At 41.5% G+C, this 14,857-nt stretch carries 17 protein-coding genes; 3 read left to right on the forward strand and 14 right to left on the reverse strand.

Annotated elements, in window-relative coordinates; translation table 11 throughout:
* Positions 1 to 117: 117 nt before the first annotated feature.
* From ACUXV2_RS12020 to ACUXV2_RS12040, 5 genes are all read right to left on the reverse strand, one after another.
* Positions 118 to 1,161 (reverse strand): NAD(P)H-dependent glycerol-3-phosphate dehydrogenase, encoded by a 1,044-nt coding sequence (locus ACUXV2_RS12020; RefSeq protein ID WP_446243445.1) that lies wholly within the window; start codon positions 1,159 to 1,161, stop codon positions 118 to 120.
* Positions 1,162 to 1,178: 17 nt separating this feature from the next.
* Entirely contained in the window at positions 1,179 to 2,489 is a 1,311-nt protein-coding gene (der, locus tag ACUXV2_RS12025; RefSeq protein ID WP_446243446.1) for a ribosome biogenesis GTPase Der, read from the reverse strand.
* A 177-nt stretch (positions 2,490 to 2,666) separates the two neighbouring features.
* On the reverse strand, positions 2,667 to 2,858 hold the full coding sequence (locus tag ACUXV2_RS12030) for a capping complex subunit for YIEGIA (RefSeq protein ID WP_175991194.1): 192 nt from the start codon (positions 2,856 to 2,858) through the stop codon (positions 2,667 to 2,669).
* Complete coding sequence (locus tag ACUXV2_RS12035) at positions 2,855 to 3,751, reverse strand: YIEGIA family protein (RefSeq protein WP_446243447.1); 897 nt, start codon at positions 3,749 to 3,751, stop codon at positions 2,855 to 2,857. Before ACUXV2_RS12035 ends, ACUXV2_RS12030 begins: the two co-directional genes overlap by 4 nt.
* Positions 3,748 to 4,362, reverse strand: coding sequence for a YphA family membrane protein (locus ACUXV2_RS12040; RefSeq protein ID WP_446243448.1), 615 nt, complete (start codon positions 4,360 to 4,362; stop codon positions 3,748 to 3,750). The genes ACUXV2_RS12035 and ACUXV2_RS12040 overlap by 4 nt, the downstream gene beginning before the upstream one ends.
* A 104-nt stretch (positions 4,363 to 4,466) precedes the next feature.
* On the opposite strand from ACUXV2_RS12040, the gene ACUXV2_RS12045 reads away from it, so the two are divergent.
* A complete protein-coding gene (locus ACUXV2_RS12045) occupies positions 4,467 to 4,598 on the forward strand; it encodes a YpzI family protein (RefSeq protein WP_446243449.1) in 132 nt (43 codons plus the stop codon).
* Between the two features lie 172 nt (positions 4,599 to 4,770).
* On the opposite strand, the gene fni is transcribed toward ACUXV2_RS12045, so the two are convergent.
* The 8 genes from fni to sleB form a co-directional block, all read right to left on the reverse strand.
* On the reverse strand, positions 4,771 to 5,829 hold the full coding sequence (gene fni / locus ACUXV2_RS12050; protein ID WP_446243450.1) for a type 2 isopentenyl-diphosphate Delta-isomerase: 1,059 nt from the start codon (positions 5,827 to 5,829) through the stop codon (positions 4,771 to 4,773).
* Between the two features lie 15 nt (positions 5,830 to 5,844).
* Entirely contained in the window at positions 5,845 to 6,978 is a 1,134-nt protein-coding gene (rpsA, locus tag ACUXV2_RS12055) for a 30S ribosomal protein S1 (RefSeq protein WP_446247061.1), read from the reverse strand.
* A gap of 134 nt (positions 6,979 to 7,112) precedes the next feature.
* Positions 7,113 to 7,685, reverse strand: coding sequence for a lysophospholipid acyltransferase family protein (locus ACUXV2_RS12060; RefSeq protein ID WP_446243451.1), 573 nt, complete (start codon positions 7,683 to 7,685; stop codon positions 7,113 to 7,115).
* A gap of 1 nt (position 7,686) precedes the next feature.
* Entirely contained in the window at positions 7,687 to 8,352 is a 666-nt protein-coding gene (cmk, locus tag ACUXV2_RS12065; RefSeq protein WP_446243452.1) for a (d)CMP kinase, read from the reverse strand.
* A gap of 133 nt (positions 8,353 to 8,485) precedes the next feature.
* On the reverse strand, positions 8,486 to 8,674 hold the full coding sequence (locus tag ACUXV2_RS12070) for a YpfB family protein (RefSeq protein ID WP_446243453.1): 189 nt from the start codon (positions 8,672 to 8,674) through the stop codon (positions 8,486 to 8,488).
* Between the two features lie 164 nt (positions 8,675 to 8,838).
* Entirely contained in the window at positions 8,839 to 9,486 is a 648-nt protein-coding gene (locus tag ACUXV2_RS12075; RefSeq protein WP_446243454.1) for a flagellar brake protein, read from the reverse strand.
* Between the two features lie 262 nt (positions 9,487 to 9,748).
* The gene (gene ypeB, locus ACUXV2_RS12080) at positions 9,749 to 11,095 is read right to left on the reverse strand and encodes a germination protein YpeB (RefSeq protein WP_446243455.1); all 1,347 of its coding nucleotides are present in this window, start codon (positions 11,093 to 11,095) and stop codon (positions 9,749 to 9,751) included.
* 14 nt (positions 11,096 to 11,109) lie between these two features.
* Complete coding sequence (gene sleB, locus ACUXV2_RS12085) at positions 11,110 to 11,910, reverse strand: spore cortex-lytic enzyme (protein ID WP_446247062.1); 801 nt, start codon at positions 11,908 to 11,910, stop codon at positions 11,110 to 11,112.
* Between the two features lie 291 nt (positions 11,911 to 12,201).
* Between sleB and ACUXV2_RS12090 the strand changes: the two genes are divergently transcribed.
* Complete coding sequence (locus ACUXV2_RS12090) at positions 12,202 to 12,546, forward strand: hypothetical protein (protein ID WP_446243456.1); 345 nt, start codon at positions 12,202 to 12,204, stop codon at positions 12,544 to 12,546.
* 553 nt (positions 12,547 to 13,099) lie between these two features.
* Here ACUXV2_RS12090 and prsW read toward each other — a convergent pair.
* Positions 13,100 to 13,786 (reverse strand): glutamic-type intramembrane protease PrsW, encoded by a 687-nt coding sequence (gene prsW / locus ACUXV2_RS12095; RefSeq protein WP_446243457.1) that lies wholly within the window; start codon positions 13,784 to 13,786, stop codon positions 13,100 to 13,102.
* An 86-nt stretch (positions 13,787 to 13,872) separates the two neighbouring features.
* On the opposite strand from prsW, the gene ACUXV2_RS12100 reads away from it, so the two are divergent.
* Positions 13,873 to 14,847, forward strand: coding sequence for an asparaginase (locus tag ACUXV2_RS12100; RefSeq protein ID WP_446243458.1), 975 nt, complete (start codon positions 13,873 to 13,875; stop codon positions 14,845 to 14,847).
* Positions 14,848 to 14,857 lie beyond the last annotated feature (10 nt).

Below are 14,857 nucleotides of genomic sequence, written 5' to 3' on the forward strand. Positions count from 1 at the left end.
GATGACTGAAAGAGACCTACCCATCCATAGGCAAAGCTGTATATATTCATCACAGTGTATGCACAGGCGGAGCCTTTCGCATCCTCTAATGCCTATAATTGTATGATTTTTATGGAACTAGGATCGTTCGCCTAATATATTCACTAAATCTTCCATTTCATTTGTCTTTCCCCGGGACATCAAATGATCCACTGCTTCTTTAGCATCCACATCATTGAATAAAACGTCGTAGAGTGCATTTGTGATCGGCATCTTCACTTCATATTTCCCGGCAAGCTGATGACCTGCTTTCGTTGTCCGGACACCTTCTACCACCATACCCATATTATCAAGTACTTCTTGGAGTTTATGCCCTTTTCCAAGCATATTCCCCGCTCTCCAATTTCTTGAATGGACACTTGTACAAGTGACAATCAGGTCCCCGATGCCTGTCAAGCCGGAAAATGTCAACGGGTTAGCACCCATTTTGGTGCCTAAACGGGCAATTTCAGCAAGCCCCCTCGTAATGAGAGCTGCCTTTGCGTTATCCCCATACCCCAAACCGTCAGTGATGCCGGCAGCAAGAGCGATGATGTTCTTCAATGCGCCTCCAATTTCAACACCAAGCATATCGGGATTCGTGTAAACCCTGAAATTCTGGTTCATAAAAAGATCCTGTACCTCTTCTGCGTACTTCATATCTTTAGATGATACCGTTACGGTCGTCGGGTGCCTCAAACTTACTTCCTCCGCATGACTTGGTCCAGACAGGACGACGACAGAGCGAAGATTCTCGGGATTCATTTCATCCTCGATGATTTCTGAAATCCTCAGCAGGCTGTCGGGTTCAATTCCCTTACTTACATGCACAACCGTCAATGGAGTGCTCTGCACCTCTTGAATCTGGCCCAGCACCTGCCTGATCGCTTTGGTTGGAACCGCTAAAATAATTGTCTCAACCTCTTCAAGTGATTGCTTCATATCAGAAAAACCGATGATGCCTTCAGGAAGCTTTACATCCTTTAAATACTTTTGATTGGTATGATGTTCATTGATTTCCTGTATTTGATCACTTTTATGTCCCCACAGCCTGACTTCGAGACCGTTGTCTGCCAATACCATGGCAAGAGCCGTCCCCCAGCTTCCTGCACCGATGACCGTCACTTTTTTAGAGTTTTTCATTTGATACACCTACCTTATTATTTTCTGGCACGAGCGATAATACGAATAGGAGTCCCTTCAAATCCAAATGCATCACGGATTCTATTTTCCAAGAATCGTTCATATGAAAAATGCATTAATTCAGGGTCATTCACAAAAATAACAAAAGTCGGAGGCTTCACAGCTACCTGAGTTGCATAGTAGATCCGGAGTCTCTTTCCGTTATCTGTAGGAGTTGGATTCATTGCTACAGCATCCATCACTACTTCATTCAGGACACTGGATTGAACACGCAATGCATGGTTTTCACTCGCCATATTGATGACAGGGAGCAGCGTATGGATTCTCTTCTTCGTTTTGGCCGACAGGAATATGATCGGTGCATAGTCAAGGAATTGAAAATGATCACGAATATTCTGTTCCCATTTATTCATGGTTTTCTCATCTTTTTCAACAGCATCCCACTTATTGACGACGATAACGACTGCACGTCCTGCATCATGTGCATACCCTGCAATCTTCTTGTCCTGTTCGATGATTCCCTCTTCACCGTCGATTACAACCAACACAACGTCGGAACGTTCAATGGCTCTAAGAGCTCTTAGCACACTGTATTTTTCAGTTGTTTCATACACTTTACCTTTCTTTCTCATTCCGGCCGTATCAATGATGACATATTCTTGTCCATCATATGTGTATGAAGAATCAATCGCATCACGGGTTGTGCCGGCCACATTACTGACAATGACGCGATCTTCCCCCAGCAATGCATTCACCAGGGATGATTTACCCACATTCGGGCGTCCGATCAATGAAAACTTAATGACCTCTTCACCGTATTGTTCATCATCTCTGTTTTTAAAATGCTTAGCAGCTTCATCGAGCAAATCCCCGAGGCCAAGTCCGTGTGAGCCTGAAATCGGAAACGGCTCGCCGAATCCAAGTGAGTAGAAATCATATACCATTTCTCTCATCTCAGGGTTATCGATTTTATTTACCCCTAGCACTACAGGTTTGTTGGATCGATAAAGAATTTTGGCTACGATTTCATCAGCAGCGGTAACCCCCTCACGTCCATTCGTAAGGAAAATAATGACATCGGCTTCATCGATCGCAATTTCCGCCTGTTGTCTGATTTGATCAAGGAACGGTTCATTTCCTAATTCAATTCCACCCGTATCAATTATATTGAACTCATGAGTCAGCCACTCTGCTGAGCTGTATATACGATCTCTTGTAACTCCGGGAACATCTTCAACAATCGATATTCTTTCTCCGACAATCCTATTAAAAATCGTGGACTTACCAACATTGGGACGCCCTACGATTGCAACAACTGGTTTAGACACTTTTTTCACCCTTTCTTGAAGAAGCTTATGGTTCAGTATTTTCCGTTAAGCCTTTTCATTTCCACTGTTTCAACTACTTACTCATCAATAATAAAGACTGGCCCATAAGCTGCATTTTCCCTTATGGGTCAGTCCCCCTAACTTTAGTATTTTATCAGTAAAAGAATGAACTGGCAATCAATGTTTCACTATGATGAACAGCCCGGGATCCAATTCGTGTGCAATCCCGTCTAAGATTGCTTCCAGGTTCGCACAGATTTTCTGCAACTCTTCTTCTGTTTTGCAATGAAACACCGCTGTTCCGCTGGGTACTCTTTCAGGTGAAGTAGTGACAGCCGCTAAAATGAATTTTTGGATAGTCGTACTCAATCTGCTTTACTCCCCTTTTGAATGGCTTTTGATTCAGATGGCATCCTTATAGCATTTTCCAATGTAGGCACCTGACCGAGAATCGCGATGGCTTTCTCCACGTCTTTTCGTTGAGGCAGTACAAACACCGCCACCCTTCCATCATCCAGGTCTCTTTTTGCAAGGGGAGTAAGAGCAGGGGTACCGGAATCTTTAAATATCCCTAAAGAAGTAGACACATCATGCAGTATGGCCTGCCTTTGGCCGAGATTCGCAATCGTTGACCTGGCATCGAATGATTTAGGTGATAGGACAAATCCCATTCCATAGTTTAATATCTCTTCCTGCCTTACTTTCAGGCCGATGTTCATGATATAAATATTATCCACATAAAGTCCGGCATCCTTAAAATGAGGCTGGACAAACTCGATATCAACAATATCTTTGAGCTTGCCTCCTGCCATCAATTTATGAGCTGCGATCATGCATATGATACTGACTCCCACTGCAGCATAAAAGTTAAAAACGATATAAGCCAAAGTAGCGATTAATGATGTGAAAATCACCAGATAGTTTCTGCTTTCAAATGCCACTGCAATCCCCTCAATATAGGTCGCCCCCCGTGGTACAAGCTCAAAGGCGTCAAGTTCTGCCAGTGTGTTCCTTTCCATATTTCTCACATCACGGAATTGTGAAGCAGCCACTGTCAAAAAGGTGATGGCCGTGAAATTCTCTTCCAATAATGCAGGGATGGCAATCGTGCCTAGTCCAGCCGCAATAAAGCCCAGTGCAATATGTATGATTTTTCCATGTAAATACGTCGGGTATTGCCTATAGTCTGTCCGGAGCATATAGATTCTCGTTAATGTGCCTACAACCACCCCGAAAATAACGGGATTCACATACTCATTCATAAATTTTTGATTTCCCCTTTATTAGGTGATAGTTTGCTGCTCATCAATGCATTAAGGGCATGTATGACCTTCCAGGTGATGGTGATTAACGCCATGCATGCTGTCATATCCAGAAACAGATGGTCCCCTACCGATTCACCAAACCCGATTTTATTCAACGTGACGGTCAATAACACTTCACCAGCCATAGTACCTGCAAGCACTGAAAGGAACATAACGTTTATCTTCTTGATCGAGCTGTAGAATATAAAGCCAAGGCTCATGGATAAAAGCGCTGCGATCACTTGAGGTTCGATGATCATGAGTACAGGATCATAAATGGCAATCATCCCGACTCCTGCATAAGACATCGCGATCGTTAAAATACAAATTAACATATATAGTTTTTGTCTCAGACCGAAGAGACGGATATAAATAAACGTTAGAACTACTAAGAAAATATATGCCGCATACACCTCATACGAAAAAAGGGTGACATGATATGGAAATAAACAAATCATGCACAGCAAAATAAAGGAATACGTAAAGCGATTCCTGTCATTCCTTCTCATCATGAATGTTGTATAGATCCATAAACCCCATGCTACCCATAGAAAAAAGATACCTTCCATGACCCCATTCCCTCCTATTATCTACATTATGGAAAATCTTTATGTAATTCATTCATGCATGTTTCAATTTATTCTTGAAAAGATAAGAAAAGGAGGTGTTTGATATGGGAAGAGATCGTCAAGAAAAGAAACTAAAACAAAGTGGACGTGTTGAATCTGATCGTGATCAGGAACTCCAGAACAAGGGTGCAACCGGTATGGAAAGCCCTGAAGAGTCCAGAAGAAGACAGAAGTAGGTTACAACCAGGAATTACAGATCATTTGACTGAAGATGCTCCATGTACCGGGAGGGCGATTCTATTGGGATCGTCTTCTTTACGGTTCATTTGGCATTGTTATTTATGACGCTCACCTATTTAATTGATACTATTAAAAAAGACGGATTCCAATTGGAATCCGTCTTCTGCATTATTTACTCTTTTGTCTATTACTGAAACTGTCGGGTTCCAATCCACGAACCTTCATCCAATGATACACTTCGCCTGATAAAACCATAGAAACTTCATGCAAATCTTCAATCTTTTTACACCCTAATGCACACATCAGATATCTCATATCAGTATGAATCGCATTTACCTCATCAATCGTTACGTCCAGACCATTATCCACAATACTTCTCAATATAGCCCCCGCCATGCCTACGGAGGATGCCCCTAAACTTAAGGCTTTAACGATTTCAAGGCTGTTCCGGATCCCTCCAGATGCCATTATAGGAAGATCACCGACTGAGCAGGCTTCGACAATGGAGACTGCAGTCGGAATTCCCCAGTCATCAAAATAATCCAGCATCCTTTGTCTGCGCTGGTTTTCTATCTTAGAGAAATTCGTTCCACCGTATCCGCCTATATCTATTGCAGCGATAGGCGTTTTAGAAAGTGCAAGTGCTGTTTCTCTACTGATACCAAAACCAGTCTCCTTCACAATGACGGGGACTGATAAGCGATCCGCGATTGTATTGATTCGATCGAGTGCACCTTTGAAGTCCCGGTCTCCTTCCGGCATGGTCAATTCCTGAATGACATTCAGATGAATCTGCAGTGCATCTGCATGAATCATTTCCACTGCATCCATTGCCTGTTGGACAGTAGCTTCACTTCCCAGATTGGCAAAAATGATGCCATCAGGGTTGTTCTTTCTGACAATTTCATATGTCTTACGTTCATCAGGGCTCTTTAGAGCGGACATCTGAGACCCTACAGCCAGTGCAATTCCAGTTTCCCGTGCCAATACAGATAAGTCACCATTGATTTTCCAGGTATAATCTCCGCCCCCGCCCGTCATTGCATTCACAAAAATTGGCGAACTTAATAAAAGTTCGCCAATTCGGGACTGAAGCCCGGTATCATCTAGTGCTGAATCTGGAAGACTTTGATGTACAAACTTCACATCTTCAAAGCCGGCCTTTTCCTGTTGCCCTGTTGAAAGGGCGAAATTAATATGATCCCGTTTTCGTTGAGCTCTTGTCACAGTCCATCACCATTTTTATTTAAGATCTTTTAATTTATCTCCAATCATTTCACCTAATTGGAATCCTGTATTTTCTTCCGGCATTTCATAATCTGTCACTTCTTCTTCCTTCTCTTCCAATGCTTTAATGCTTAAAGAAAGACGTTGTTCAGATTCATTTACATCCAATACTTTTACTTTAACCGATTGGTCTTCTTTTAATACTTCATGCGGTGTACCGATATGCTTGTGTGAAATTTGAGAGATGTGTACCAATCCCTCGACTCCAGGGAAAACCTCTACAAATGCTCCATATGATACCAATCGTTTAACGACTCCATCTAACACGCTTCCTTTAGGGGCTTTGTCAGAAATGTCGCTCCAAGGTCCAGGCAGTGTCTCTTTGATTGATAATGAAATTCTTTCGTTATCGCGGTCGACACTCAATACCTTGACTTGGACTTTCTGTCCTTCGGACACCACGTCGGAAGGCTTTTCGACATGCTCATGGGACAGTTGAGAAATATGGACCAGCCCATCTACTCCGCCAATGTCGACGAATGCACCAAAATCAGTGATCCGTTGAACAGTACCTTCAAGAACGGCACCTGATTCGATATCAGTCAAAAGCTGTTTCTTCTGTTGTTGTTTTTCAGCTTCCACAACAGCGCGGTGAGAAAGGATCAAACGGTTCTTCTCCTGATCCAGCTCAACAATCTTAAATGTAAGCACCTTATCCTTGTAGTCAGAGAAATCTTCGACATAATAATCTTCAACCAGTGATGCAGGTACAAACCCTCTCACTCCAAGATCCACTACAAGACCGCCTTTTACCACGTCTTTCACTTCCGCTTCAAAAACGTCTCCATTCTCGAAACGGCTCTTCATTTCTTCCCATGCTTTCTCGGCATCGACTTTACGCTTTGAAAGAACAAGCAGTTCTTCTTCCACTTTTGTCACGATTAACTCCAGTACATCCCCTTCATTCACTACGTCGGAAGCTTTTTCGATGTGAAGGCTTGAGAGTTCACTAATTGGAATGATGCCATCCACTTTACTATCTTGAACATCAACTAGGACTTGTTTCTCTTCGACCTTAGTGACGGTTCCTTTAACTTTTTCACCAATCTCGAGATTTTTCACTTCAATTCCATTCATGTCTTCCATTATGTACTCCTCCTTAATCCATGACTGCAAAAATTTTATTTTGTGAATTTTTACACAATTTAAATAAATTATTCTTTCTACTAACTTCTAATAAATAGAACTATTTGTCAAGCAAGAAAGTCCTGTCCATCATTATATCATTTCGTAAGTCTGACAATATGCTCCATGATGATTTCGGTCGTTTTCTCTGCATTGAGTTTCTGTTCTTTTATTTCTTCCATCGGAACAGGCGGCCCATATACCACTTTTAACTTCTTGAATGGCTTATATGGCCCAATGATGGCGCACGGCACAACTTTTGCTTCAGATCTCAAAGCAAAGAATCCGGCACCTGCAAGGCCCTTGCCGATCTGCCCTGTTTTACTCCTAGTACCCTCAGGAAACAATCCTAAAACATTTCCTTCATTCAACACTTTCAACCCTTTTCGCAAAGCTTCACGATCGCTCATGCCCCTCTTTACAGGAAAGGCATGAAGCCCAGGCAGGATCTTCCCTAAAATCGGCACCTTGAACAATTCATCTTTCGCCATGAAAGAAACTGGCCTTGGGGCTGTGATCCCCACAACGGGAGGATCCAGGTTGTCAATATGGTTGGCACACAGAAGCACTCCGCCCTCTTTTGGAAAATGCTCCAATCCGGAAACCTCAATGCGGTAAAGCGGAGAAAGAATCGACTTTACTAATCCTTTCGCAAATGAATATAGATTCACGTTACCCTTTCCTTTCCACTAGAGACATAATGCGGTCAACGACTTCTGAAATGGATAAGGATGTCGTATCGATTTCAATGGCATCTTCTGCTTTTTTCAAAGGAGCGACTTCCCGTTCAGAATCAATTTTATCCCTAAGTGCGATTTCTTCTTTTAATTTTTCGAGATCCGAAGGGAACCCTTTTGACATATTTTCTTCATGTCTTCTCTGAGCTCGTTCTTCAACACTTGCCAATAAGAAAACCTTGACTTCGGCATCCGGGATGACATGTGTGCCAATATCCCTTCCATCCATCACCACGCCGCCTTCACTGGCCAGTTTTTGCTGTCTTTTCACCATTTCCTCTCTGACAAGCGAATGGACCGCTACATGTGACACTGAATTTGTCACTTCGGACTGACGGATTTCATCTGTTACATTCTCCCCGTCGAGGAGAACCAGCTGACCTTTTTCTGAAGGTTCCAACTCGATTTTTGTCGTTTCCAACAGTTTTGTCAATTTTGTTTGATCATGCAAATCCACTTCCGACTTCAATGCTTTAAAAGTCAGAGAACGGTACATGGCTCCTGTATCAATATAAAGATAGGATAACTTTCCTGCTACAATCTTGGCGACGGTACTCTTCCCCGCTGCCGCAGGTCCGTCAATGGCAATCCTTAATTTCATCAAAACATCCACCTACTTAAATTCCTTATAATTTCTTCCCTATTCTATCATAAAAACGAACAAACATAATAAGAACTTTCTCTTTGAAGCGCTTACATATCTATTAACCAACAAAAAAAACAGCAGGCTTGATTCACCTGCTTCGATTTCCTGATATGGTTTCCACTATTTCACTATATTCCATCTTTTCCACTCCTTCATAAAATATGATCTTATGAAGTTCCGGCAGTATATTAAGTTCATGAAAAACAAACTGAACAGCCAGCAGTAAAATAAAATGAATCATGACGAGCTTTAATAATATCCGCTCCACAGCTTTCATTGGCTTCACTCTTTCCAATTAATTGAAGAGGCTCTTTTCCATATGTTTACCGGCAAGAAGCTGACGGCACATGGGTACTCCGATCTCCAATCTGTGTCCGGTCGAAAAGCAGCGATCTTTTGGAGAAAAGCCATCAAGAAAGAGTATGTGCATATGGTGGAATTTTATTCAAGCAGTCCTTTTTTTCTTAATTCCAATTGTCTTTCGAAGCAATAGCGCATGATAAGCTGACGCTGTGTTTCTGTTAAGTTGAGGAATTGGATACTTGCGATTTTTTTCTTATTCCTTTCCCACACCCGAATGATACTCCCTGATAATTCCAGGTAGTTACATTCCCCTGTTTGCATGGTCAGGACGATAATCATAGCGATGCGTGCGCCCCGTTTGATATTCATCCCATCATTTAATAATACAGCACACCCTCCGGCGCTGATATCCTCTGTAATAGTGGGATGATACTGATTGTCGGAATAAAGAGAGATATCCGCATTAGCATCGACACGAACAAACTGTCTTCTTTGGATTTTAACCAGCTCTTCCTCCCCGGGGTAGTGAATATGGATCATGGGGATTTTTGCGATTTTTCTGCTTAGTACTTCCGTCTCAAACATAAGCACTGTTTGTTCATTATGAATGAAACTTGCTTTAAGCTGGGTGCCGTTTATCAAAAAAACGGTTTTGCCTGTTTTCGTATGTATTGGATAATCTATATAAATCCCGTTATTTCCTGCTTCCACTACCCTGCAGCGGTATATTTCTGGTGTATCGTTATGAATAGGTTCCAGTTGCAGTGTTATTCCGGCTTTGATCATTGCACATTACTCTCACTTTCCCGCTTCAGTTGCTTATTTACCTTTATTATGTCACGTAAAATACTTCCTTTCCATACTTTTTTTGTTAATAATCCTAACAAGGATACAGTCGTTGAAGGAACCGTATTCTTAATAACCGGGCAGGTGTCAAAGCCATGCCCGACAATCAACAGCCAGATCTACTTAACATTCAAGGAGTTACCTGCATCATGGGGGTAAAAAAAAGACGATATCTTTTTCCAAGATATCGTCCTGTCATATTCTATACGACTTCTTCATAAATCGGTTCTGCATTTTTGAGTTTTTCCACTTTTTCTTCTTCACCTGTATTGGCATTGATGAAAATTCTATAAGTGTCATTGCCCAGCATACCTAAGAATTCATAACATAACACTTCTTCATTCAAGTCATTTACGATTATAGCTTGTCTTTCTTCCATAACTTTCAAATTAGGGTTTGTCTCACTTTTCGCATCTTCCAGAGACATACTCGGTTTTGCCACTTCACGGTCATGATTATTTCTTAAATACTCCTCTGCAGCGAAACCTACGATTTGACCATTATCGAGCGCGACTTTAACTTTGATTGAATCCGGGTAAATCCGCACACCATCAAGGACCGTCACATAGGTGAATATACCTATGTTGTCGTATTGGACACTTTCAAACAACTCCAACTTCTCGAACTTATTGTCTTTCAGGAATTTTGTTGCTTGATCAGCAGCTTTGTTCAGGCTGATTTTACTTTCTTTTACTTCACGATTATTGATATACCAAATAGGATATCCGCCTTTTTGAGTGAGATCCATACTTGCTTCTGTCTTACCGTTCCCGATTGAAACACTATAGAATTTAAAGTTGGATCCCTTGCCGCTCTCCGCCACTTTTGCATCCTTCGATTTATCAATTCCAGAATATTTTCTTAAAATCGCGACAGCATCTTCTTTAGAGATCTGTTCGCCCTTTAGTTTTTTGAAGTTTTCATCTCTTTTTTGACTATTTACAAAGGTCGTCGTTCCGAAACTCGCTTCATCATAGCCTGTCACATTTTTCTCCACGGTCTTAAATCCATCGATGATGGTATTGTCGGCTTTTTCTTTACCAGAAGCAAGAGCCATCTCAACATCCATCCAGCGGAGATTATTCTTGATGACCAGATGCTGGACCCGCCTTAATTCTTCCTGGATATCCGCACTTTGCTTATAAAGATTTTCCAGTGAAGTGTATTCTTTATCCGTAAGAGGCTTGTCGTCCAAGTCCCTTACCGCTACACGATAACTGAAATCTCCAATTTTACTCAAGAATTCCTCGGTTTTATTGAATGGCAGCAATGTTAACGGTAATTGCCCTACATCACTGTGTGCCTGGGAAGTCAGACGCCAAACATCCGCAAGTGCCGGTGATAATGACTTCTTTGAATTCATTGCAAGGGTGGTGCCTATCTTATCGTGAAGAAGATCCACTTGATAAGTCAACTCATGAAATGCACGCTGATAATTATTTTCTGCGTTGATCAGGATTGCATTTTTCTCCTGATGTTCCTGATACCCCCAAAAGGCCGTTCCTGCGACTCCGATGACGAGTACAGCTATTAATATACTACGTACCAATATCCTTCACCTCGTTAATTACAGAATATATGTTTCCCAATCTGTTTAATCTGCGGCCTTGACCAAATCCAATCACTTGTTGCAGTGACAGGGTTGAAATAATACAGTGCATTGGAAGATGGATCCCATCCGTTTATTGCATCCAATACCGCTTCTCGAGCCTTTTCATTCGGAGTTAAGTAAATCTGCCCATCCGCAACCGCCGTAAATGCACCCGGCTCAAAGATGACTCCTGCAGCAGTATTCGGAAATGACGCACTGTCGATGCGATTTAAAATGACCGCGGCCACAGCCACCTGTCCCTCGTATGGTTCACCCCTTGCTTCACCGTAAACGGCATTTGCCATGATTTGTATATCATTTTGCGAGAATCCATTTGGAGTGTTGGCAGCTGTAGGTTTGGAAGGTGTCTTCTTCGGTGGCTGTGCTTGCTTACCGCCGCCTCCGCCGCCTGCTCCTTTCTGTTTGCTTAAATCAGTACCGCCATAATGGCTGAATTTTTTTCCTTTTTGAATCTGTTCTTTTACAAATTGCTTATTATACTTAGAAGCACTCACTAATTTTTCTTTTGTCTTTGGACCTGCTAACCCATCGATTGGCAGGCCGAACTCATATTGGAAATTTCTTAATGCCCAATAGGTTCCCCAGCCGAAAACCCCATCGATTTTCCCATTATAGTAACCAATATACTGAAGCCTTGATTGAAGTTCGATGACATCTTCACCTGTAGCTCCATGCTGAATGACTTGATTTGTAAAAGCGTCCGCTTTCTCTCCTTCAGATGAAATCATCATAAGAGAACAAACAAGCACCATGACAACAGATGTACATATCCATTTGATGCGACTATTCATCATGCTTTACCCTCCATATCTTCAATTAACATTAACCCTAGTTTTTGTAGAGCTACCCATTTTATACAAGTTGAAAAATAAAAATTGGTAAACATATAAAACAATCCCGATTGAAAGCATCCAGCTAAATGCCTTCAGCAGAAGAGCTACGAGTTTGATAAGACAATGTAATGTTTCAGAAAAAGGCATGTAAACAACCTTCGTTATAATGGGATGAGGGCCAATCAAGTCTTTTACAAAGGGGAGGCAATTATGGAGGATTATTTAGCAAAATCATTGGATGAATGGAAAGATGATATTTCAGAGGTATTGGATCAAATCAATACTGATTATGACGAAGTAAAGAAGGAATTGAAAGTTTATTCTTATAAGTACGGGATCACAAAGCAGGTCATCCAGTCTACCGTGAATGAAGAAATCATTGAGAATATCCGTGAAATGTATCATAAGCCGTTTGAGGAAAAGTATAGTGAATTAAAAGAGTACATAAGAGAGCTTGATGAAAAGAGGAAAGTGTTTCAGATGTTTGTAAACAAAATTGATGAAGTTAAACGGAAAGAAGCTCCAAAAACGGATCTTGCAGCTGCTTATAAATAAGAAAAGCGGAGGCGATTTCCCAGAGGCGACAAGCATTAGATGAATGGTCCAAGAATGCGCTTTTGCCGTTTTGGACCTTTTATCTAATGACCACGAGCCTCTAGCTGGGGGAGCTGGACAAAAGTGTTCTTGTCTATGCAAAAACCGAACTGATTTGCCTCCACGAATGCAAATCAGTTCGGTTTTTTTAATTTATACGTATATTAATCTGGATTATAGCTCTTTCCAGCGGTTGATTGGAGTGCAAGACGAAGACTCCTGCGGGAAGAGTAGCTTATGTGAGACTTGTCCAGCTACAGGGCTTAGAGGCACATGTCATAAGCCAAACCGACCAAGAAGGCAAAGAACGCCTTCCTGGCCGATTCGTCTTAAGCCACCCGCCTCTGAACAAAGCCCTTCCGCTTTTCTTCCCGCAGGCGAAGCCGAGGAGGCTCACGGGCTACCCGCGGAAAGCGAAGTCTTGCACGGAAATCATTAGCGGTATTAAAATCCCACACTGAAATTATGAGTATTTATGTGGTGGCTTATTCGTTTTGCCACAACCTCATTAACTTTAAAGGATCTCTTTCTTCAACTCTGCATGAGAATACTTATTAGCTGTCAACCGGTGGGCATGTTTGACTTTTTTTAATCCCAGCCACCATAGAAATAACATGAACGGGACCATGTAATAGATCCAATTTTTTTCAGACAAAAAAATATAATTATATGTTCCATGCAATGTTAATGGAACCATTATTGATATCAGAAGCCATTTGCGGCGCTGATCGCGTATAGAAAACTTTGCTTTACCGAGATAATATCCCATCATGACACCGAATAATGCATGACTCGACACAGGCATCAACGCTCTGCCAAATGCATATTCCACTCCGTTTGCCAACAGGAATAAAATATTTTCAACCGTGGCAAATCCCAATGAGACACTCGCACCGTATATAATACCATCATATGGATCATTGAAATGATAATGTTGAAAAATGGCAACCATAAGGATGAACCATTTAAAAAATTCTTCCAGCAACCCTGAAGAAATATATGCATTCAACCAGTTAGAAGTGACGATCCCTTCTACTTTTAATACATATTGAAGAAACATTATCGGAAACGTAATCAAGACACCATATATGAAAGTTTTAAAGACTAACGCAATTGGTTCCGCTTCATACTCATCCCGTAAATAAAAATAACTCAGTAACGCTAACCCTGGTGCTATACCCGCTGATAAAACCACCAGCATATAAAAGTCCTCTTTTCTTTCAGTTTTCTTAATCGTATCATGATAAAGTAGGAATGAAAATAAGAAAATCCCAGGAGGAATGTGCTATGAAAAAAAATATAGTAGTCATACATACCGGAGGAACCATTTCAATGATGGAGGACAAGGATACGGGATCTGTAGTGCCCGGTAGAGAAAATCCTCTGTCGGTTCAAACATCGATGGTATCCAATTTAGCGAATGTAGAGGTTATCGAAGCATTTCACCTCCCTTCTCCCCATATCACTATTGAACATATGCATGAGATAAAACGTTTAATCGAGGAAGAATATAAAAAGCGTTCATTCGACGGGGTTGTGATCACTCATGGAACGGATACACTTGAGGAAACGGCATATTTTCTTGATTTAACGGTTTCCCTTCCCATTTCAATGGTCGTGACCGGCGCAATGAGGTCCAGCAATGAGATCGGTGCGGATGGACTTTATAATCTGATATCTTCAGTTCGTGTGGCAGCAGAACCTCAATCAAAAAATAAAGGTGTCCTGGTTGTATTAAATGATGAGATCCATTCAGCGAAAAATGTGACAAAGACACATACAAGCAACGTATCTACTTTTCAAAGTCCACAATATGGACCAATCGGAATTGTGACGAAAAGAGGAATATTATACCATCATCAACCAACTTCTTCGGAAAGCTACAAAGTTTGTGACATCACAAAAAATGTCACTCTTATAAAAGCTTATGCAGGCATGGATTCAAATCTTTTGATTGCCATAAAGGACCTTAAATATGATGGGGTTGTAATCGAAGCGCTTGGACAAGGTAATCTTCCCCCGGAAGCCGTACCAGGCGTATGTGAGCTCTTGGAACATAACATCCCCGTCGTCCTCGTTTCCAGATGTTTTAATGGCATTGCCCAGGATGTCTACGGTTATGCAGGCGGTGGAAAACAATTGAAAGAAAAAGGAGTCATTTTCTCCAATGGATTGAATGGCCAAAAGGCACGGATCAAACTAATGGTTGCATTATCACAATCCAACGACTTTAAGGAATTGGAACGTATCTTCAGAAACTAAAGACATAATA

It is taken from the genome of Rossellomorea sp. NS-SX7 (assembly GCF_052828565.1).